A 23,745-nucleotide genomic window follows, 5' to 3' on the forward strand; every position below is an offset into this window, starting at 1 on the left:
TTACATATTGTTACTAATATTATATAATTCCACTAGTTTCTCTTTATAATATACAGGGTAAGTAATATTAAACGGTATTACTATAGTCTTATTTTTAGAAGGTTTGAAACTATATGTATAATTCGATATATTATATTCGAATTTATATTTATCCTTATTGGGATAATACTTCTTATTTTTTCCCAATCTATTTTCTACTATAATTGAATTATTATTATAAATGAATATATTATTACTATAATAAGTGTCATGATAAATGCTTATTATCATTCCTATTGCAATTATTATCCAAAATATACAACTATATATCGATCTAAAATCCATTAAATTATTAATAATCATAGGAATATAGCACACGAATATCCATGGTGATAAATTTTGATTTTCCGAAAAAAATACTGTTTTATCATTATTTAATATTTCAATTAACACTTTTAATAAAGGTTTATCCCCTTCGCTTATATTTACAACCCGATATGATTTAATCTTTTTTCCATATAATATTTTTATATTATACTTATCATCTATATAAGCACCTCTAATTTTTTTAATTCAAGAGTTCTCTTACCAAAGAATCTGTAAAATATAAGTTTGTCCTCTGTTAATTCAATATATTTCTTATCGAAATAATTATTTATTATCATAAAGCTTATTACCATAAAATTTATCCTCCTACTCTTCCGAGTAATTACAGAAACCCAATAACGCCTGTTATTACTCGGTTTCATTGATTTAACTTTTTATCATTTTCCCCATAGTTATTTACATTTTAAATAAGCCTAACTCTTCTGTGTTTTCGCTTCCACATTGTTACTAATATTATATAATTTGCTTAACTTCTGTCTATAGTACGCTGGATATATAATATTAGTCGGTATCATTACAGCCTTACTTTTATTAGCTTTGAAAACATATCTATCCCCTGATGTATTATATTCAAATTTATACTTACTTTCATTAGGAAAATATTCTTTAACTTTTTTAGAATTTCGCTCTAATATAATTGAATTATTAATACAATCATAAATAAATATTTTTTGATATTTTCCAATTATAATCATGGTTACACTAGATATTATAAAAAATGTTGAAAATACATAATCATGTATTGACCCACCATCTATTAAATTACTAATACCAAAAATCATATAAGCTACCCATATCCACCGTGGATAATATTGACTTGAAAAAACTAATTTTTCATCTTTATTTAATGTTTCAATTAATTCTCTTAATAAATTTTTATCCCCTTCTTTTATATTTGCAATCTCATATTGTCTAACCATTTTTCCATATAATATTCTTATAATATAATTATCATCCATATACGCGGCTCTAATTTTCTTTAATTCAAGAGTTCGCTTACCAAAAAATCTGTAAAATATAATTTTATCCTCGGTTAATTCAATATATTTTTTATCGAAATGATTATTTATTATCATAAATCCTATCCCCCTAGTTTTATAATTATGTATATTATACCATATTATTCATAACAAAAAAATTTGAGCTCAGAAGAGACTAACTTAAAAACCCCTTAAATTAAAAATAGAAAATGAATTGTTATTTCATTTTCTATTTAACACTATATATTTTTTATCCTTTTAATTCTTCTTGTCTTTCTTGATTCTCTAGCTCTTGATATTCTATTTCATAAACCTGATTTTCTAATTCTTTAATTTTATTATTTAACTCTTCAATTTTCATTCCACTATTCCAAGATTTAGTATCTTTTTCCCAAAGATATTTTTCCTTGTTGCGCTTTCTAATTTCACTTTTGATTTCACTTTTAATTTGTTCCATTAATAACGCCACCCTTAAAGTTGTATATTTTTTTGGTAAATCAAATTAGCATTTCCAATATATATCATATACATGATTAATTGTATTTATACTCAAAATAAGTTATCTATTCTTGTATATTTTAGTGTACATAATTATCACGACAAATTTTTAACGTGTTTATTAAGGGAAGCCAAATGACTTCCCTTAATATTTGCTATAATATCAACACTATTTTTAAATATAGCCTAAATGGAAAATATATTTTCAAAACTTTATCAATAATTATGATTCGCATTAGTTCCCTACTTTAATTTTTTTTATAAAATTTAGAGGCACTAAATTTTAGTGCCTCTAAATCTTTAATTAATTATATTATTATAGACAATAGTAAGTCCTGTATACTGACTTTTCCATATACTCACTATTAAAAGATTTTACTATGCCTAACTTATTCTTGTTAGTTTTAAAGTTTCTCTATTACCTATAACAACAGGAACTTTTTCTATCTCAACATTGCTTGTATCTATTCCAAACCATTTCGCTGGTGAAACAGTTAATTTCTTAATCGCTAATTTTGAGCTAATAATAAAACTGTCCCAAGCTGAAATTTCACTTTCATTAGAAAGTATTTCTTCTAATAATACAAATTTAAAATCTCCAACTGAACATGTTTCACTATTATTAATCATGTATTCCTTCGCAGTAGATTTTAATTCACCACTAGAAACAAGTTCCTTAATAATTTGACGTAAGAACACATTAATTCTTTGGTCAACACGGAATCCAAGATTAAATTGAATGCTAAAAGTTTCATTTGGAATAATAGTTTTAACTCTATAATTTGTTGTATATGGTTCATCTGTTACATTAACATTTATAAACCAATAATACTTAGCACGTTTAGGTTGCTTATTAAATATAGAAAAAGCTATCTTATTTTCAATTTTATTATAATTAGGTGATTGTGTTAAATATACAAGATTAGTAGAGTAAAGAGGAAGCTCTTTATCTTCCTTTATTTCCTTAAATTGAGAATGATAATCTGATAAATCAACATATTCATTAAGCCTTCGCTTTATAATTGAACCATAAATCCAAATATACATAATAAACATAATTGCCCCTGCAATTAGAACTGTTATGTATCCACCATTTAAAAATTTAAATAAGTTACCATATAAGAAACTTAATTCTAATATCATAAATACACCAAAAACTATATCTGCCATAACTCTTTTTTTCTTATTATATTTCAAATATTGAGTTAATAAAATAGTTGTCATAAGCATTGTTATTGTAATTGATAATCCATATGCTGCTTCCATATGTTCTGATTTTTTAAAATGAAGTACTAGTAATACACAGCCAATATAAAGTGCAAAATTTACTGCTGGTATATAAATTTGACCTTTTTCATCATTTGGATATCTAAATTGCAATTTTGGAAAAAGATTTAATTTAATAGCTTCTGCAACCAATGTAAATGATCCAGATATAAGTGCTTGGCTGGCAATTACGGCTGCAAAAGTAGCTATAATTGTCCCTGGTATAATAAACCAACTTGGCATAATTAAGAAGAATGGATTTTCTTGAATCACCATTCCTTGTCTTAACATAAGGTAAGCACCTTGGCCTAGATAGTTCATAACTAAACATATTTTTACAAATATCCATGTATAATGAATATTTTCCCTACCACAATGGCCAAGATCTGAATAAAGAGCTTCTGCCCCTGTAGTACAAAGAAATACTGCTCCTATTATGTAAACACCTTTAGGATTACTCATCAAAAGACTAATTCCATAATATGGATTAAACGCTTGAACTATTTGAGGATATTTAATAATTTGACTAAATCCTAAAATTGCTAGCATTGAAAACCATATAAACATCATTGGCCCAAACATTCGTCCTATTACTAATGTCCCAAACCTTTGGAGTAAAAATAATACAGTTATTATACTTAATACAATTATAACTATACTACTTGTATTAAGTGGAAAAACCATAGATAAACCTTCTATAGCTGATGTTACGGTCATTGGTGGTGTAATCATTCCATCTGCAAGCAATGCAGCTCCCCCAATAACAGCAGGCACAATTAACCATTTTGCCTGTTTCCTTACAAGAGTATATAGGGAGAATATTCCTCCTTCTCCATTATTATCAGCTTGAAGAGTTAGTATTACATATTTTATTGTTGTTTGAAGTGTTAATGTCCAAAACACAAGAGATACGCCACCTAAAATAAGGTCTTTAGATATATATCCGCCACTTGTTCCTAGTATTGCTTTCATAACATAAAGTGGAGAAGTTCCAATATCTCCGTAGACAATACCTAATGCCACTAAAATCGATGCTATACTAATTTTATTTTTAATGTTTTTCTTTATATTATTATCCATATCGTTGTTTAAGTCTCCCTTTAATTTTATATTGAAACGAACCATCAATCATTATAATCCTACAAATTTTTATTGTCTATCTCCTAAAAGGAACGATTCTGTCAATATTTGCTCAATATACATTGTTTAATAACATAGGAATCTATTTGCTCACTATATCATTGATAATATCTAGTTTTCTAGATAACACTATATATTGTACTCTTTATCAAGGAAATTATACAATATATTATAAATTAGGTATTTGATATAGAAACTCCACATATGATTTTTATAACATTGCAAAAGTGCTTGACACTTGAATAAAAATTATTTATAATTATGTAAAAAAATAACTAATTATACTTACTAGTTATTTTGCAATATTATTAATATAATAACTTCGTATAACTCCAATAATATGGTTTGGGGGTCTCTACCAGGTACCAATAAATCCCTGATTACGAAGAATATACACTATAGGTGCGTATTCTTCATAATCAGGGGTTTTTTTGCGAATTTTTTATCATCTAGTTTTTCAAAATAAAATATATTTATAAATTTAGGAGGATTATTATGAATTTTTTTAATTTACCAAAAATTGAACTTCACTGTCATTTAGATGGTAGTGTTAGGGCAGAAACAATAATTGATATAGCTAAAAAAGACGGAATCCCTATATCATCTTTTAATATTGATATAATAAAAAATCAGATTACTGCTCCATTAGAGTGTACATCTCTTGATGACTATTTAAAGAGTTTTTCATTACCAAATTTAGTAATGCAATCAAAAGAAAATATAAAAAGAATTACATTTGAGCTTTATGAGGATGCTGCAAAAGAAAATGTTAAGTATATGGAAGTTAGGTTTGCACCATTACTTCATACTGCTAAAGGTTTAACTATTGACGAGATAATAGAAAGCGTTATAGAAGGAATTAAGTATGCTGAAAATATATATGATATAAAAGGAAATATAATATTATCATGTATGAGAACTATGTCCTCAGCTAAGGCTCTAGAAGTAATTGAAAAAGGCAAGAAATTCCTTGGTAAAGGAGTTGTTGCTGTTGATTTAGCAGGGCCTGAAAAAGCAGGCTTTGCAGCTCAGTATATAGACGCTATAAAAGTAGCTAGAGATTATGGCTACAGAGTAACTATTCATGCTGGGGAAACTGGAATAGGTGAAAATGTTCTTGATGCCGTTGAACTTTTAGGGGCTGAGCGGATAGGACATGGAGTTTATATTAACGACTGTATCGAAGCCTATAATATTGTTAAAGCTAAAAATATTGTTTTAGAAATATGTCCAACTAGTAATGTTCAAACTAAAGCAGTACAAGAATATAAATCTCATCCAATTCATAAATTTTATAACGATGGAATAAAAACAACAATTAATACTGATAACAGAACAGTATCAGATACGAATATGACTAAGGAATGCCAATCTATATATGATGCTTTTAATATAACCCAAGAAGATTATAAACAAATTTATTTAAATAGTGTTAATGCAACATTTACTACTGAGGATGTTAAAGAATGGTTAAAGGACAAATTAACTGAAACTATAAAAAATAATAAGCCAACGTGCTAGTTATAACCTTTTATAGTGTACTAATAAAATTTATTTTTTAAAGATGAAACAGCTACATAGAATTCTATGTAGCTGTTTAGTTTATACATATTTTTTACTATTATACATAACCGGATCTCCAACCTTATAGTTTTCTAACTTTTTTCATTCAACTATATTGGAATTTAATGGTTTAAGTTTGTTTAGCCCTACTGGAGCTATTTTTGTACTATCTATAGAAACTCCATTTACAGATATATTATAAATGTTTTGCCCTTTAGAATTCCCTTCTAGACTACCTCCTATTACTACTGATTTTTTAGCATCTATAATATTATTCCATTGAGAACCCTCTATTCTATATCTATTATTTCCTAAAGAAGTTAGCTTTCCATCCCAAATAGAATTTATTTTTTTATCAAAGGAAAATTCTATATTCCATTCCTTTAAAGCCTTATTACTATTATTAGTTATAGTCAAATTAAAGTTAGCACCAGTCCCCCAATCAGAAATAATATCAAAGTTTGTATTTATTTCATTCCCAGGGTTTGGAGTTGGTGGTGTATTCTTTTCAACAACTACTTTTAATTTTGAAGCCAATGTCTGATTCCCATCACTAACCTCTACTAAATATATATATTCTCCCGGTGTCTTACCCTTTATTTCTTTATTTATTTTAACATCACTATTTGAACTATCTATTTTTTGATCTAATATAACTTTATCATTCTCTATAAGTCTTACTGTTTTAGCTGATGTTTTTCCTGGTACTAATATACTTAGATTGAAGTTCCCATCATTAACTTGATTGTCTATAGTTAATGTAGCTTCCTTTAATTTTAAGTTATCAGCTGGATTTTTGCCAGGATTTTCTCCTGGATTATTTCCTATACCAACATCGTAAAATCCTTTTCCCACAGCCCACTTTTCTTCTGCACCATATAATTGACTAGCTGATTTCTCTAAAGCCATTCTAGCATCTATAAATACAGACTTTCTATTCATATAGGTTGTTAATGCTCTATAATATATAGCTGAAGCTTTTTCTACGCCCACAGATGTCATAATATTATAAAAAGCTTTATTTGGTATTCCTGAATTTGTATGAACACCGCCATTATCTCGTGATGTTTGATAATAATCTTTCATATTAGCTGGTTGTTTATAAAGAGTTGGATCCTTTAAACTTCTTCTTAAATCAACCTTATTGTTTGGCAGCGCTACATCCTCTCCAATAATCCAATCATTTTTTTCTTCTATAATACAACCAAATACATCTGAAAATGATTCATTTAAAGCTCCACTTTCTCCTCTATATTCTAAATCAGCAGAATTTTTAGTTACTCCATGAGTAAATTCATGTGCTACTACATCATATGCTTTAGCAAAATTAGTAGCCATTACATTATCCCCATCACCAAAAAACAAGGTATCTCTTCCATTAAAATAAGCATTAACTTCATTGCTTCCATAATGTACTGATACTTTTAAAGTTCCTCCTAAGTTATCAAAACCTTTTCTATTAAAATTATTTTTAAAATAATCATTTGTTTTTACTACATAATAATGAGCATCAATAGCAGCTTTTTGTCTTTCCTCATTAAAATTTGGTGTATCTGATACAATTAATTTTCCTGGTAATGTATTAGCTAATTTTACATTACTAGCATTGTTAGCATCATAAGTTGATATCCTTCCTGTTGTAGAAATATCTTCAAGGTAATATTTATTTCCTTGCTTATTTACATTCAATTCTCTAGCTTTGCCATCTTGTCCCATACCACTACCATTAACATTTTCAGAATGCATGTTATTAATCATCTCTAGAGCTTGTCCATTAATACTATCTATAAATATATTATAGTTATAATCATCTCCAACAACATTAACTAAATAACAAGGCTGCCATTTTTCTTTATAATTATAAATCACTTTAGTTATATCGTTTTCTTTTAAGCTATCCCTATCTTTTTTTATAAAATTTAAAGCTTCATTTGTTAGATTATCGTTATTAAGTTTAAATTTTTTTGAATATTCTTCATTTGGTACGTCTGATTCTAAAAGCCCATTAATATCACACACAAAATTATTTTTATCTGTATGCAAAATTATATCTGATCCATATACTCTTATCCCCTCAATTTCATACTGATATTTATAGTGAGTATATCCTAATGAATCTTTTTCCACTTTTAATAACTTAAATGATCCAACGTTTAAATTAAAAGCATCCAAATTTTCTTCTAAATATTTTAGCGCCTCTTTCTCTGTACTTACTGGTTGTAAACTTAATTTCCCTTCAATAAACCTAGGAGTTTTTTCATCATTATCCCATTGTACTGATATATTATTATCTGATACATATGATTCTTTTTCTATAAGGCTTTTTAAATAACCCTTATTTTCATCAGCTTGTACACTAATAGGTGATATTACGGTTGTTAATATTACCGCTAGTAAAAGTGCTATTTTTTTCATTTTTACCCCTCCATTTTTATTTATTTAAAAGATATCTTTAGTAAATTATACAATTAATGTTATAAATTTACAATAGTTTTTTAAAAAATAAAAAGAGTTGAACTTAGAATATTACTAAGTTCAACTCTTTACAAAACTAATTATATTATAATTTATTTTTTTAAAAATTCATATTAAAATAAACCTTGTTTACTATTTACCTTGAGCAGCATTTACTCCTGAAATTCTACCAAATACTGTTATATCAGTAATAGCATTTCCTCCCAGTCTATTAGTTCCGTGAACTACTCCTGTTACTTCACCAGCTGCATATAATCCTGGTATTATTTTACCATCTTTATCTAAAACTCTTGTTTCTGTATCAATTACTAATCCACCCATTGTATGATGAACTGATGGAATTGCTTTTTGGATGTAGTATGGTCCTTCTTCAAGAGATACTAATTTACCTCTGTGCTTAAAGTCTTCATCCTTTCCATTTTTAGCGAATCCATTTACTCTTTCAGCTGTTTTCTTTAATTCATCTACTGGTATATTAAAGAATTTAGCAGCATCTTCTAATGTATCTGCCTTATATAATAATCCTTGTTTTATTAACATTTCATATTCAGACTTATGAACATCTATAGTATTAGATATTTCACCTATTTTTTCATTCCATAATAGATAAGTATGTTTACCTGTTTGATTCAATATTGCTTTAGAAATAACATCTCGTCTTTCAAGTTCTTCTACAAATCGCTTACCTTCTTGATTTACTAATATACCACCATCAAATCTTGAATCAGCTACTAGTGATATTACCCCTGTTTCTGGATTACAGATAGGATAAGTTTGAATATATTCCATATTCATTATGTTCGCACCAGCTTTTTCAGCCATAACTATACCATCTCCAGTAGTACCTGGAGTATCTGTTGACATATATTTTTCATCAAGCTCTGCATTATATTTTTTTCTCATTTCAACATTTGATCCAAAACCACCTGTTGCTACAATAACACCTTTTGTAGCCTTAAATGTTAAGTCTTGTCCAGCTAAATTTTTAGCCTTCACCCCAGTTACCTTTCCATTTTCAACTATAAGCTCTTTAACTTCAGTTTCAGTCTTTACTGGTATTTCTTTTTCGTCTGCCTTTATTTTAAGTTTACTAATCATTTCAGCACCAGTATGTCCTTCTGGAATAAGTGCTCTTTTAACTGAATGTCCACCAAATTGGAATAATTTATCGTCAATGAATTTAACATTAACTTCATCTCTTAACCACTCTGCTGCATCCTTTGCATTATCAGTTAATATTTTAACCATTTCTGGTAATCCTTTGTTGTCTCCGCCCTTTAATGTGTCATTATAAAATGTTTCTGCACTATCATTTTCTATGCCAACATTTTTTTGAACCCAAGTTTCAGGCGCATTCATTTCTCCACCTGATATTAATGTATTTCCACCTATTGAAGGCATCTTTTCTAATATAACCACCTTCGCCCCAGCCTTTTCCGCTTCTAAAGCTGCACTAAATCCGGCTCCACCAGACCCTATAACAACAACATCATATTCTTGTGTTGTTTCTTCTTCTTTTAGATGTTCTACTACTATTTTATCACCAACACTCTTAATTCCTGCTTTTTCTAAAGCATTTTGAACAGCCGCTATGTATCCTTTACTTGTTTCAGTAGATCCTGATATAGCATCTACATTAGAATTATTCTTCTCAACCATAACATCTTTGATTTTATTGAACACAGGTTCAGATAATACTACATTTTCACTACTTTCAATAACCTTAATATCTTGAATTTTTTCATCTTTAATTTTAACTTCTACTTTTATGGCACCATGTTTTCCATCAGCTTGTCCCGTAAAAGTTCCGTTAGATCCACAACCCACTAATGACGATAACGTTATCACCAAAGCTAAGGCTACTCCTAGTATTTTTTTCTTTTTCATTATTTTTCCTCCTTCATTTGTTGAAAAATCATTTCACTTAATAATACATTTAATATCCTTCATTGTAAAATTTTATACTCATTTTATTAATTTTATATAAATGCCAAATTCTTATAAGTCATTTCTTACTAAATTATCAACAAAATAATTTGTTTATTAATAATTTATCATGGTATTTTTTAACTTTTAGAAACTATTTTATGTTTGCACAAAAAAAGGAGCCCAAAAGGCTCCTTTTTATAAAATCTATTATTCTTCAAGTAAACTACGTATTACTTGTGTTGCATCCATATATTTTGAAATAGACTTTCCATAATTTAATCTATTTATGATTTTACCTAAGAACTCTGACATATCAACAGCCTTAAACCATTTAGCATCCTTTAATTCTTCGGATACATAAGTTAAATTAGTTGAGTAAACTTTAGTTATTATTCCATCTTCATATAATTTATTGAACTTTTGTAGCCCCTCTGTAAAGAAAGCAAATGTTGCTGCAACATATACATTTCTAGCATTTCTTGCTTTTAGCTCTAATGCAATATCTAAAACAGATTCTCCAGATGCTATCATGTCATCAACTATTAAAACATCTTTGCCTGCTACATCTTTACCCATATATTGATGTTCAACTATAGGATTTTTACCATTTACTATTAATGAATGATCTCGTCTTTTATAAAATAGACCAACATCTACCCCTAAAACACTAGAGTAATAAATTGCTCTATCCATAGCTCCAGTATCAGGACTAATTACAAGTAATTTTTCCATATTTAACTCTAATGTATCTTCATTAGATATAAGTGATTTTACTATGTTATATGTAGGATATATATTTTCAAATGATAATAAAGGAGTAGAATTTTGAACATTAGGGTCATGAACATCAAAAGTAATAATTTCATCAACGCCTAATCTCTCAAGCTCTTGAAGTGCTAATGCACAATCTAAAGATTCTCTTCCTTTACGTCTATGTTGTCTTGATTCATACAAAAGTGGCATAATTACAGTTATTCTTGTAGCCTTACCCTTTATAGCTGAAACAGTTCTCTTTATATCTTGGAAATGTTCATCTGGTCCTTTATGGTTTTCAAATCCAAACATTTTATATTTACAACTATAATTTCCAACGTCACATAAAATATAAATATCTTTACCTCTAACAGTCTCAGAAATTCTAACCTTTCCTTCACCATTTGAAAATCTTATTTCATCAATAGGTATTAAGAATGATTCAGTACAATTTCTTTTATCTTGGATGTACTTGTCTACAGCATTACCTAGTTCTTCACAACTCTCTAATACTATTAATCCAAGTTCATGATTTAATTCACTCATTTTCCACACTCCTTATTAGCTAAAGAATTTATTTTTATAAAATTCCTAACATATAACAGTATATATCAAAATCATGTATCTATAAATATATTTCAGCAATATTTTTTTCATCTTACTATTTATTTTTTAAATATCCCTTAAATTAATATTATTATTTTTTTATAGCATCCATTATTTCATCTAACATTTTATTTGTAGATATAAATCCTCCATCACTTAAATACCAAGAGTGAGTATCTAAATAAATAATTTTCCCTTCTTTAGCTACATTGGTATTATTTACCAATTCATTATTTAATATTTCTTTTGCTGGTTTTTGATTTCCTTCTTTAGCTATAACTGATTTATCAATTACAAACATATAATCTGGATTTTGGCTTGCAACATATTCAAAAGATATATCTTGTCCATGATTTGCAGCTTCTATATTCTCATCAGTATTTTTAAATCCAAGATTATTATATATTAACCCAAATCTTGATGTTTCTCCAAAAACACTTAACTTACCATCGCTAACCATTAATGTTGTTGCCTTATATGCATTTTTAGTTACCTCTTTATTTATCTCTTCTATCTTTTTATTTATTTTAGCTAATTCTTTTTCCACTACTTTATCTCTGTTAAATATTTTACCTAAAACCTCCATGTTGTGGGCAAATGACTCCATATATTTTCCATCTTCTTTACTTAAAGATATAGTCGGCGCTATTTCATTAAGCTTATCATAAAAACTATGCTGTCTTCCATTTATTATTATTAAGTCTGGTTTAAGTTCATTTATCTTTTCTAAATCTGGCTCTTTAAGAGCTCCAATGCTTGCATATTCATCACCATTATATTTTTTTAAATAATCAGGTATTGATGTGCCCTTAGGAACCCCTACAATACCTTCAACTTCTAATACATCCATGGCATCTAATGCAGCATAATCAAATACTACTATTTTTTTAGGATTAGATTTTACCTCTGTTGTTCCAAGAGAATGTTCTACTTTTATTATTTCTTCTGTGCTTTGTTTTGCATCACTTTTTTTTGAACTTAAAAATACTGTTCCTCCAATTAATCCTACTATTACTATCCCTACTATTAAAGCTATTTTTTTATTCATATTATAAATCTCCTTTTTAATAAATATTTTTAATTTCATCGATTCTCATTATCAGTAGTTTTTAAAATTTTTTTAGAAATAAATACATATCTTATCTCCATTTATTTCTCTAACATCAAATTTAATTTCATAGATTTCTTCTAATATTTCTTTTTTTATTATATCTTCTGTTTTTCCATACTTAACTAGTTTGCCATCCTTTAGTGCTGCTATATAATCTGTGTAACAAGATGTATAGTTTATATCATGCATAACTAAAACCACAGTTTTCCCAAGTTCATCACAAAGATTTCTAAGTATTTTCATCATTTCAACAGAATGTTTCATATCTAAATTATTAAGTGGTTCATCTAAAAACACATACTCTGTATTCTGTGCTATAACCATGGCTATATATGCCATCTGTTTTTGTCCCCCACTTAATTCATCTATATACTTATCTTCAATATCCTTAAGTTTCATATATTCTATAGCTCTATCTATATATTTATTATCTTCCTTTGTAATTCTTCCTTCACTATGTGGAAATCTTCCAAAAGTAACAAGTTCTCTTATAGTAAGCTTTAAATTTATGTTATTAGATTGTTTTAATATGGCTATTTTTTTAGAAAGTTCTTTTTTATCCCATTCTTCTAATTTTTTCCCTTCTATAATAACTTGTCCATTATCTTTTTTTATAAGTCTAGTTATTATAGATAATACTGTACTCTTTCCAGCTCCATTTGGCCCTATAAAAGAAGTTATTTTACCCTTTTCTATATTAACAGATACATTATCCACAACAGTTTTACTGGAATATTTTTTTATTATATTTTTCACTTCTATCATAACTATTTACTCTCCTTTAACAATAAATATATAAAGTATAATCCACCTATAAAGTTTATAATTACACTTAAAGTTGTATTAAAGCTAAACACTCTTTCAACTAATAACTGTCCGCCCACTAAAGTTACTATACTTATTAATATGGATGCTATTATTAAATAGCTATGTTTATAAGTTTTAAATAATTGTTTAGTTACATTAGTTACTAAAAGGCCTAAAAATGTTATAGGACCAACTAAAGCAGTTGATATTGATACTAATATAGCTACTATAACTATCATTTTTTTAACAACTTTATCATAATCTACACCTAAATTAATTGCCTGGTCTTTTCCAAGCCCTATTACATCTAAAGTTTTTATATCATCATATATAAAAGGTATAATTCCTATTATTATTACACTAGAAATTAATAAAATTTCTGTATTTACACTTGCGAAACTTGCATACAAACTATTTTGAAGTGCGGCATACTCATTTGGGTCTATTACTACTTGCATAAAAGTTGATATGCTTTTAAAAAGAGTTCCTGAAATAACACCTACAAGTAGTAAAAAGAATATGTTATTATTACTTTTTTCAAATAATATTTTATAAAGTAATACTGATGCAATAATCATTATAATTACCGCTAATAAAAAATTATTACTTTTACTTACAATAAATTTGCTATCAACAGAAGCAAAGAATACTATCATAGTTTGAACTAATATATATAATGAATCTAGCCCTAGTATACTAGGTGTTAATATATTATTATTTGTTATAGTTTGGAATATAATAGATGAAAAAGCTATACATCCACCAGTAATAATTATTGCTATTAACTTTGGTATTCTTTGACTCATGGCATAGTCTAAATGTTTGAAATTTATTCCTACTGTTAAAAACAGGAATGAGAATACAATTATCATCAAAGCTATTATGCAAATATTCTTTTTTAATTTACTTTCTTTTTTTAAATTATAATTGCTTTTTCTTTCAGAAATTCTTTTTATATTTGCACTAGCTTTCATATCGATTCCTCCTTAATATCATATAAAGGAAAATTATACTTCCTATAACCCCAACTGTTAGACCTATTGGAATTTCATAAGGATATATTATAATTCTTGAGAATATATCGCATACTAGTACAAATATCCCTCCAAATAATCCTGTGTGCCATATAGTATCCTTTAAATTGTCGCCCTTATAAATCGCAACTATATTAGGAACTATAAGTCCTATGAAAGGTATGTTTCCAACAGTTATAACAATACTAACTGTTACTATCGATATAATAATTAATCCTAAATTAATTGTTTTATTATAATCTAGACCTAAATTTGTGGCAAAATCTTCTCCCATTCCCGCAATAGTAAATTTGCTTGCATACATATAAGCAAGTATAATAAGCGGAATTGTTATATATAGCATTTCATAATTTCCTTTAAGTATCATAGAGAAATTACCTTGCATCCAAGCTGTAAGATCTTGCATAAGATTATATTTATACCCTATGAACGTTGTAACAGACCCTATAATATTTCCAAACATTATACCTACCAATGGAACAAACACTACATTTTTAAATTTTAATTTTTTTAACACTTTCATAAATATAAATGTTCCAACTAATGCAAATATAAAAGAAGTTACCATTTTCCCTACCATGCCCACACTGGGCATAATTAGCATTGCAAAAACCAGTCCAAGTTGTGCAGAATCTATTGTACCTCCTGTTGTTGGTGATACAAATTTATTCATACTTATTTGTTGCATTATAAGTCCACATATACTCATTCCTATTCCTGCAACTAATATACTTATTAATCTTGGTAATCTACTTATGAATAATATATCAATTTTTTCTTGATTTAAACTAAGTATGTCTACTATTCCTATATCCTTAACTCCTACAAATAAAGATATTAACGACAGTAATATTAATATTATTGATAAATATCGCTTTTTCATCTTTTATCCAACTTTCGAAACTATTGTTAATTGATAATCAATTTCATTTATCATTCTACTGATAATCATTCTCTTTGTCAAGCTTTTATTTATTATACCTCCTTGTATTTAGTTATTTAAAAAATATTCTTTATGTCTTTTTTTAAAAAGCGTAAAAAAAAGCACCATAAAATTTAATTTTATGGTGCTTTTTGCTGGTTTTATTATGCAAGGGCTGACTCAGAGTAGACTTGCATACTTACTATTTTTTCAAGCTAACTTATACATCAAACCACCCTTTACGTTTAAACCATGAAAACATCGTTATTGCAATAATAGCCATAATTAATAAAACTATAAAATAACCATATTTTGAGCTAAGTTCAGGCATGTTTTGAAAATTCATACCATAAACCCCTACTATAAATGTTAACGGTATAAATATAGTTGTTATAACAGTTAGAACCATTGTATGTTTATTCATACGAATTGAATTTATAGATAAATAATTATCCCGCATATCAGATGTTATTTCCCTATTAGAATCTACCATGTCCGAAAGTTTAACTAAGTGATAATAAATATCAGAAAAATATAATTTATGATCATGAAAGCCTTCAAGTCTAGTAGAGTTTAATATTCTATACAATAGATCACGCATAGAATTTACTGTTCTTCTTAACTTTAACAAATCACTTCTTATACTAAAAATTTCATCCATCAAATCATGAATTGGCTTTCTTTTAACATTACTTTCAATTTCATTTAATTTTTCTTCAAGTTTATAAATAGCAGGAAAAAAGTAATCAACTATATTATCTAATATTTGATGCACAATATAAGAAGGACCTTTTTCCCAACTTCTTTCACTTGTCTTTGCTAGTTCCCAAGCTTCATCTAGTTCATTTAATTGAGTATCATGATATGACACTATATAATTATTTGCTACAAAAAGAGAAACTTCTGTTGGTTCTAAATTATCTCCAGTTAAAGCATTAAGTATAAAAAAGTTATAATTATCATAATAATCTAACTTAGGTGTATTTAATGAGTTAATACAATCCTCTATAGCTAAATGATGAAAATGAAAATAATTGTCTAGCAAAGATTTTTCTTCTTGGCTAGGCGCATTAAAATCCATCCAATACCACAAAATATTTTCCTTTGCTAAATCCTCTAAAGGCAAATCATAAATTGGTTTTAAATCTTTTGTAATAGCTATAATACGAATCAAATAAATTCACCCTTTCTTCTCACAGTCTATTTCTAATATAACCACCTTATATATATTCAAGGATGTTCATTCATAATTATTATGAACAGTCTTAATATTAATTACTAAAATGATTTTCTATTGTATAATAGCCTTGGCCTTCATACCTATATACATTTAAATAGTATTTACCTGGCTTTAAATTCATTTTATTACACACTTTTTTTCCTTCTCTATGAGGATATGCTATATATTTATTAAAGTCCTTTTCAGAATGCAAAGTCCAAGCCACACCCAAACCTTCACTATCCGGTGTTAACGATATATCTACAGTTCCTTCTTCTGAAACTTCAAAACTATACATATCTAGGTTATCCTCTTGAGAAAAGCCGCCCTTAACTACACTATCATTAATATGAATAGTAGTTGCAGTATCGAAATCATTATTATTTTCCTTTTCCATTATAACATTATTATCAATTTCTTCAATTTTTCCTCCACCTATATTACCATCAATACTTAATGTATATTCTTCTTTAACTTGTGAAAATCCATAAACAACTATATAATATCTGCCCTTAGTAGCTTTATAAGTACCCTTATAATTATTTTCTTCCCTTTCATTTGCATATGCTATATAGTTCTCTGCATCAGAACTATCGTATAATACCCAAGTAATATTAGCCTCTCCTGATTTTTGCACATTTATATCTAACTCTGAATCTGATAATACATCAAAATAGAAAGTATCGCTATCTCCATTTTCCATATTACCTTTAACTAAAGTATCATTTAATATAGGTCCATTAGCCTTTTCAATAGAATCATTAACTTCAAATTCATTTAAAGTTTTAGGTTTTATTACTGACATATTCTCAACTTTTATTTTAATTGATTTATTATCTGAAAGACCTTCACTATCTTTAACCTTTAAAGTTACTGTATAATCACCTATTTTTTCATATTTATGACTTGGATTAGCTTCACTACTAGTATTCCCATCACCAAAATCCCATAAATACTCAATAATCTTATTATTATTATCCATAGTTACATTACTAGTAAATTTAATTTCTTTATTCTTATATACCTTATCTGGTACATTTATATTTACCACAGGTTTTTCAGATGGTTCTTCTGTTATTCCCTCTTTTAATATTCCATTGAACACTAACTCCCAAGTAACATTACTATTTCTATCAACATTATAATTAACCATATAAGCTGTAACAGTCTTATATCCTGACCATGAATATCCATCTAGTGTATTTAATATTTCATTAAGATTATTATTCATTTTATTATAATCATTTTCTTTGCCTTCTGATTTTCCTGCATCATAAGTACCTCTTAAAACAAAGCTATCAAAAAATTGTGATTTCTTATTTTCTGTTTTAACATTTGTAACTCTTGCAGCATTAGTTATATCATCATAAATTTCTTTAGAATCTTTAGTTTTATGCTTAATAGCATAATCAGCTGCTACTAAAGGTGTAGTTAGCTTATCATAGTCTTTAATTAGACTATCCATATAGTTTTGATAAGATTCTTCTAAATTAGAGTTACTACTATAATTTTTTATTAATTCATCATATTTAGCTATATCATTAGACTTAACAGCTTCAAAAATAGCATTTAGTTTTCCTAAATCTTTATTATACATATAGCTTTGTAATGCAAAACTATAATGATAAAAATCAAAGCTTCCATATTTTGAATGCATTGTCTTATCTACAGTATATCTATCTGATTTTTCTGTACGAACTATATTACTTACTACTGACTTTCTAGGCATTATATTTTCGGTTCTAGTAGCTCCAGCAAAAAGCTCTGCACCACCTTCTTCAAGCCAAGTAAGTCTATTTCCTTCATAAATCCCACCTGAACCCCACATACCAGGAACTAAATATCTACCTTGTAGATAATGAGTAAATTCATGTCTAAATAACTCTTCTAAAGTATATATGCTCTCATCAGAAGTCCTTTCATAAGTATAAAATGTTCCATCTCCTTCTATATACATACCACCATTTTCAACATCTAAACCATTTATTAATCTATTAAGCTTGTACTCTTTAGGGCTATTATATATTACTATAGTTAATACATCATCTTTATTTCCATTCTCTAAAGCTTTATCCGTACCTAAAACTCTAAAAAATTGTGCTTGAACCTCTTTAGATGCCCAATATACACTATTTATTTTTTCTTCAGTAACTTTATCTCCAGCCTTTATTACTACTTGTCCATCATCAAACTTATAAGTTTTAGATAAATATTTTTCTCTTGCTTCAGCTTTTACTTTATCATAATCAATTTCTTTTCCGGTATCATCAGTAGAATTATAATTATCTGCTATTGAAGATACAACTTGAAGATATTGTTCACTTAAATAAGGGTATATTTCCATACACCTAGTTAAAACGCTTAAGCCTTCCTTTGGGTTACTATGAACTGGACTAAGTTTAGCTATAGAATACAATCCATTATTTATTAGCCAGGCATTATCTTCTGTTAACTCCCCTTTCAAAGCTAAATAAGATATAAAATCTATAAAGCCATCTATTTTTCCTGTCCAAGAAGATTTACTATAGTCATTACTATTTTCATACCCATATACAGTTATGCTATATTGTACCCCTGTAATTATATTATATATAGCTTTTCCTTTAAGTGGATCTTTTATAAATTCATCAAAATTTTCTTTATATTGGTTTAAAATTGGCACAAAATTATTAACAATATCTGCATTTGATGTTGTATTATTTATTAATACTCCTAATGTACTTAGAATATTATCCTGTGCGTCTGTACCAAACTTAAAATTCGGATTACTTTGAATTGCTAATATAGCCGGAATACATTTTTTATGGCCTTCTTTACTTTTTAGCTCTGGTATTCCATTATTATAATATGCTAAATAGTATCCAGCTCTTATAACTTCTATTAAAGTAGGTATCCCTAAGTCATCCTCTGGGGTAAACTCTTTCCCTCTTCTACTTAAATCATTTAATAAATATTCCATACGATTTGTATCACTATAAAATTCTACAGCATCTTCATTGTACTCAAATAAATCAGTTATATTATTCCAAGGAATAACAGAAATTTTTCCAACTAATTCTTCATACGATAAAGCGTTTAAATCCTTCATAGAATATTCTTCATTTGACTTTTCATTAGCAACTATTACATTTATATCATCTGGTATCTTAGGCTTTACACTTCTAACCTCAGCTTCACTATTTGCATGTTTTACCTCTTCTATATTTTCCTTAACTTGTCCCCCAATTTGTTTATCTTGTTGTTCATAAGAGCTATTACTTTGTTGAGCTTCCACATTTTTGTCTAAAGCAAACACCCTTTGAGTAGATAAAGTAGTACTAATTATTGTAACAGCTAAAAAGCTTGCTACTCCCCTTATTCTTTTATTCATTTTTTCCTCCTAAATGTTAATATTTTTATATAATTATTCAATATCATCTATTATTTTACATCTATTCGCGAATTTTGTAAACAATATTTGATAAAAATATAGTTGTATTAACTTTTTGATTAAAGTTAACACTTTCACTTCGATCTATATATATTCATTTGAAAATTTTATCAATTAAGGTTATAATTTAAAGTGAATATTTTATATTTAACTATAAAAGGGGTGGATTTATGATTAAGGTTGAAAATTTAACTAAGGAATTTAAAACAAACAAAAAATTCCCTGGATTTAAAGGAGCTATTAAATCCTTTTTTTCTAATGAATATACTAGTAAAGTTGCTGTGGACAATATAAGTTTTGAAATTAAAAAAGGAGAAATAGTTGGATATATCGGTGCTAATGGAGCTGGTAAATCTACAACAATAAAAATGATGACTGGTATTCTTACTCCCAGTTCTGGAACCGTTTCCGTTAATGGTCTTATTCCTTATGAAAAAAGGGAAGATAATGCTAAAAATATAGGTGTAGTCTTTGGTCAAAAGACTCAGTTATGGTGGGATCTACCTATTTCAGAGACATTTACATTACTTAAGGATATTTACAATGTGAGTGATGATGATTTTGAAAAAAGAATGGCTTTCCTAAATGAGGTTTTAGACTTACAACCTTTTTACTTAAGCCCAGTTAGAACATTATCTTTAGGACAAAGAATGAGAGCTGATTTAGCAGCTGCATTAATCCATAATCCAAAAATTTTATATCTTGATGAACCAACCATAGGGCTTGATGTTGTAGTAAAAGAAAAGGTTAGAAAAGCTATTAAACTTATTAATGATGAGTTTAATACAACAATTATATTAACAACTCACGATTTAATTGATATAGAGGAGTTATGTAGCAGAATTATTATTATTGACAATGGACAGAAAATTTATGACGGTAAAATTAATGATATAAAAACTCTTTATGGCTATTTAACAACTATAGAAATTCAGTTTAAAGAAGATATAAAATTAGAGGATTTAAATCTTACTAATGAAATTGAACTACATGATGATGAATTTAAGATAGAAGTCATTGAAAATAAGTTTATGATAACCTTTAATAAAAATAAAACAACGGTAGCTGAAATTATGTCCAAGGTTATGAAACAATTTACTGTTTTAGATTTTTCAATTAAGGATACAAGCATTGAGGATATTATTAAAAAGATGTACCGAAGAGGGGTGTAGGTTATGAAATGCTTAAAAAATTTAAAACCCTATTTACCATTTGCCACTAATACATTCCAAAGACTTATATCTTATAAAGCAAATGTACTTATATTTATATTTGGTGAATCACTAATGCTTGCAGTAACCTATTATTTATGGAAAGCAATATATGGCAGCACTGAAGGTGCTTCTATACATGGTTTTAGCTTTAATGAAATGATAATATATGTATTTATTTCCTTTTTGACAAGCTTAATAATAGCTGTTGATATTTCTTATGATATTGCAAGAGAAGTTAAGGATGGTTCTATTGCGATTAATTTAATTAGACCAATTAGCTATGAAAAAAGAATGTTTTTCCAAAGCCTAGGAACTGTATTTTACTATTTTATCTTTATATTTATAGGTACATTCGCAGTTACAACAACCATGTTTTATAATTTTTTTGGGTATGTAGATATAGCAAATATTTTATTATATTTATTTAGTATAACGCTTGGAATACTTCTTAATTTTTATTTTAGTTATATTTTCGGATTATTATCTTTTAAAATAACTAATATGTGGGGTTTAACTCAAATAACACAAGCTATAGTTCAACTTTTATCTGGAATTATGATACCAATTGCTTTTTTCCCAGTATGGGCACAACCTATATTTAAATTTTTACCTTTTAGCTCTATGGTTTACACCCCTACTATGATATACCTTGGAAAATTAAATAATACTGAAATATTAAAGGCACTACTAATTCAAGTTATATGGATAGTAATATTGATGACAATAGCAAAAATTATGTGGAAAAAGTTAATTAAAACTTTAACCATTTTAGGAGGTTAAATATATGAAGAGATATATGAAATTATATTTAAAATTTCTACAACAATATATTAAAACCTTAATTGAATATAGAGCAGATTTTATTTTAGGATTAGTAGGTTTTGTGTTAGTACAATTTGTTGGGGTAATTTTTATTCAATTAATATTTAATTCTATTCCAAGTCTTCAAGGATGGAGTTTCTACGAAATATTATTTATATATGGATTTGCACAAATTCCTAGAGGAATAGACCATGTTTTTACAGACTATTTGTGGATATTTAGTTGGAAAACCATAGTTCAAGGGGAATTTGATAAATATTTAGTTAGGCCTCTTAATCCATTGTTTCAAGTTATTTCAGAAAGATTTCAGCCAGATGGCTTTGGTGAAATAATTATAGGCACTACCCTTCTTATCGTATCTTGGATTAAACTTGGAATTGAAGTAACTATAAGTAAATTACTTATACTAATAATTGTAATTTTATTTGCAACACTAATATATACAGCTATAAAGCTTGCAGTTACATCCTTAGCTTTTTGGGTTAAGTTTGCACAAAGCTATATGTTTATGGCTTATCAATTAAGTAGTTTTGTTAAATATCCTATTACTATATATCCTACTGCTATAAGATTTATAATAACCTTTTTAATTCCATTTGCATTCACAGGATATTATCCTGCAGCATATTTCTTAGGAAGAGAAGGCTTTATAAAAGGAATATTGTTAACTTGTATTATTGCAATAGTATCTTTTATAATCGCTTATAGAATATGGGTTATAGGTATTAGTAAATATGAAAGTACTGGTAGTTAATTGCTATTTCCTCAGCAATTCTATATTTAGATATTAATAAAGGGTATCTATTAATGATTTTACCATCACTAATAGATACCCTACTCATATCTTTAATTTTAAAATACATAAGTCATATTTTGCGGTTCATAAAATGATAATCCATGCTTTTTTGCTAATACTTGAACTAGCTCATAAAAAAATTCTGCATTATCTGAATCGCATCCTATTACTACAAAACCTTTACCTTTACTTGCATTAATCTTTTGATTTTTTAATATTAGCTCATCATAAAACTCATCAATTCTATCTATATCTTCTACTAGAGGCGACTCCCCTTCACATATCTTTTCATATAAAAATTGTGCTCCCATTTCATTACTAACTTTATCACTATTCCAAACTGCACAATACCAATCCATATTATTCATCCTTTCTTAATTACTAATTTCTTTTTTGTTGATAGAAATATGTAATACTAACTATAATAACATTAATCCCCGTCATACACCCAATTGGAATAATTACATATAATACAGCCTCTATTTTGGTTATATACCAACTAAAACAACCTATAAAAAAAAGAATACATAATAAATACTGGCTAATTGTAAATGCTGCTGAAGAGGATTTTAGTTCTATTAAATACTTTCTTTCATCATCTTCTTGTATATCTTTTTTTGTATCTTTAAGGTTAATGCTTCTAGAAATGTCACTTATCCCGATTAAAAGGAGAAATAGCGTTATAAAAAATCCTTTTAAATCAAAGCTTTTTGGTTTTAAAAATAAAATCACTATACTCATAAGAACTAAACTAAGAGATAAAACACCACTCCAAAACTTCTTTTTATTATAAATTTTTATATCTTTTATCATA

Annotated in this window: 20 protein-coding genes and 1 riboswitch; of the genes, 4 read left to right on the forward strand and 16 right to left on the reverse strand. The window is 27.4% G+C overall.

Going from position 1 to position 23,745, the window contains the following annotated elements:
* The 5 genes from J1C67_RS18100 to J1C67_RS18115 form a co-directional block, all read right to left on the reverse strand.
* Complete coding sequence (locus J1C67_RS18100; RefSeq protein ID WP_207253537.1) at window positions 1-432, reverse strand: hypothetical protein; 432 nt, start codon at window positions 430-432, stop codon at window positions 1-3.
* Window positions 433-524: 92 nt separating this feature from the next.
* A complete protein-coding gene (locus tag J1C67_RS19750) occupies window positions 525-659 on the reverse strand; it encodes a hypothetical protein (RefSeq protein ID WP_279286157.1) in 135 nt (44 codons plus the stop codon).
* A 120-nt stretch (window positions 660-779) separates the two neighbouring features.
* Entirely contained in the window at window positions 780-1,442 is a 663-nt protein-coding gene (locus tag J1C67_RS18105) for a hypothetical protein (protein WP_167865424.1), read from the reverse strand.
* 154 nt (window positions 1,443-1,596) lie between these two features.
* A complete protein-coding gene (locus J1C67_RS18110) occupies window positions 1,597-1,803 on the reverse strand; it encodes a hypothetical protein (protein WP_167865423.1) in 207 nt (68 codons plus the stop codon).
* A gap of 425 nt (window positions 1,804-2,228) precedes the next feature.
* The gene (locus J1C67_RS18115; protein WP_167865589.1) at window positions 2,229-4,190 is read right to left on the reverse strand and encodes a KUP/HAK/KT family potassium transporter; all 1,962 of its coding nucleotides are present in this window, start codon (window positions 4,188-4,190) and stop codon (window positions 2,229-2,231) included.
* A 362-nt stretch (window positions 4,191-4,552) separates the two neighbouring features.
* Window positions 4,553-4,653, forward strand: a riboswitch (purine riboswitch).
* Between the two features lie 92 nt (window positions 4,654-4,745).
* On the opposite strand from J1C67_RS18115, the gene add reads away from it, so the two are divergent.
* Complete coding sequence (add, locus tag J1C67_RS18120) at window positions 4,746-5,771, forward strand: adenosine deaminase (RefSeq protein WP_167865422.1); 1,026 nt, start codon at window positions 4,746-4,748, stop codon at window positions 5,769-5,771.
* A gap of 144 nt (window positions 5,772-5,915) precedes the next feature.
* Here the strand turns inward: add and J1C67_RS18125 are convergent, their stop codons facing one another.
* From J1C67_RS18125 to J1C67_RS18165, 9 genes are all read right to left on the reverse strand, one after another.
* Window positions 5,916-8,228 carry a M4 family metallopeptidase gene (locus tag J1C67_RS18125; protein ID WP_167865421.1) on the reverse strand — a complete coding sequence of 771 codons (2,313 nt, stop codon included), beginning with the start codon at window positions 8,226-8,228 and terminating at the stop codon, window positions 5,916-5,918.
* Between the two features lie 192 nt (window positions 8,229-8,420).
* Window positions 8,421-10,175 carry a flavocytochrome c gene (locus tag J1C67_RS18130; RefSeq protein ID WP_167865420.1) on the reverse strand — a complete coding sequence of 585 codons (1,755 nt, stop codon included), beginning with the start codon at window positions 10,173-10,175 and terminating at the stop codon, window positions 8,421-8,423.
* A 249-nt stretch (window positions 10,176-10,424) separates the two neighbouring features.
* Complete coding sequence (locus J1C67_RS18135; RefSeq protein ID WP_167865419.1) at window positions 10,425-11,516, reverse strand: ribose-phosphate pyrophosphokinase; 1,092 nt, start codon at window positions 11,514-11,516, stop codon at window positions 10,425-10,427.
* A gap of 151 nt (window positions 11,517-11,667) precedes the next feature.
* Entirely contained in the window at window positions 11,668-12,624 is a 957-nt protein-coding gene (locus J1C67_RS18140; protein ID WP_167865418.1) for a siderophore ABC transporter substrate-binding protein, read from the reverse strand.
* Window positions 12,625-12,696: 72 nt separating this feature from the next.
* A complete protein-coding gene (locus J1C67_RS18145; RefSeq protein ID WP_167865417.1) occupies window positions 12,697-13,452 on the reverse strand; it encodes an iron ABC transporter ATP-binding protein in 756 nt (251 codons plus the stop codon).
* 2 nt (window positions 13,453-13,454) lie between these two features.
* Window positions 13,455-14,366, reverse strand: a complete 912-nt coding sequence (locus J1C67_RS18150) for an iron chelate uptake ABC transporter family permease subunit (protein ID WP_207253609.1) — start codon at window positions 14,364-14,366, stop codon at window positions 13,455-13,457.
* Between the two features lie 91 nt (window positions 14,367-14,457).
* Complete coding sequence (locus tag J1C67_RS18155; RefSeq protein ID WP_167865415.1) at window positions 14,458-15,411, reverse strand: ABC transporter permease; 954 nt, start codon at window positions 15,409-15,411, stop codon at window positions 14,458-14,460.
* A 259-nt stretch (window positions 15,412-15,670) separates the two neighbouring features.
* Entirely contained in the window at window positions 15,671-16,624 is a 954-nt protein-coding gene (gene corA / locus J1C67_RS18160) for a magnesium/cobalt transporter CorA (protein WP_167865414.1), read from the reverse strand.
* 97 nt (window positions 16,625-16,721) lie between these two features.
* Window positions 16,722-20,039 (reverse strand): collagenase, encoded by a 3,318-nt coding sequence (locus tag J1C67_RS18165; RefSeq protein WP_167865413.1) that lies wholly within the window; start codon window positions 20,037-20,039, stop codon window positions 16,722-16,724.
* 230 nt (window positions 20,040-20,269) lie between these two features.
* On the opposite strand from J1C67_RS18165, the gene J1C67_RS18170 reads away from it, so the two are divergent.
* The 3 genes from J1C67_RS18170 to J1C67_RS18180 are packed head-to-tail and all read left to right on the forward strand — an operon-like array spanning window position 20,270 to window position 22,889.
* Window positions 20,270-21,271, forward strand: a complete 1,002-nt coding sequence (locus J1C67_RS18170; protein WP_167865412.1) for an ABC transporter ATP-binding protein — start codon at window positions 20,270-20,272, stop codon at window positions 21,269-21,271.
* A gap of 3 nt (window positions 21,272-21,274) precedes the next feature.
* Complete coding sequence (locus tag J1C67_RS18175; protein ID WP_167865411.1) at window positions 21,275-22,093, forward strand: ABC transporter permease; 819 nt, start codon at window positions 21,275-21,277, stop codon at window positions 22,091-22,093.
* Between the two features lie 4 nt (window positions 22,094-22,097).
* A complete protein-coding gene (locus tag J1C67_RS18180; protein ID WP_167865410.1) occupies window positions 22,098-22,889 on the forward strand; it encodes an ABC transporter permease in 792 nt (263 codons plus the stop codon).
* 98 nt (window positions 22,890-22,987) lie between these two features.
* Here the strand turns inward: J1C67_RS18180 and J1C67_RS18185 are convergent, their stop codons facing one another.
* Window positions 22,988-23,290 carry a hypothetical protein gene (locus J1C67_RS18185; protein ID WP_167865409.1) on the reverse strand — a complete coding sequence of 101 codons (303 nt, stop codon included), beginning with the start codon at window positions 23,288-23,290 and terminating at the stop codon, window positions 22,988-22,990.
* A gap of 22 nt (window positions 23,291-23,312) precedes the next feature.
* The gene (locus J1C67_RS18190; RefSeq protein ID WP_167865408.1) at window positions 23,313-23,744 is read right to left on the reverse strand and encodes a hypothetical protein; all 432 of its coding nucleotides are present in this window, start codon (window positions 23,742-23,744) and stop codon (window positions 23,313-23,315) included.
* Window position 23,745: the final 1 nt, after the last annotated feature.

The sequence above is a fragment of the Clostridium gasigenes genome (genome assembly GCF_017348895.1).
GTDB lineage: Bacteria > Bacillota > Clostridia > Clostridiales > Clostridiaceae > Clostridium > Clostridium gasigenes.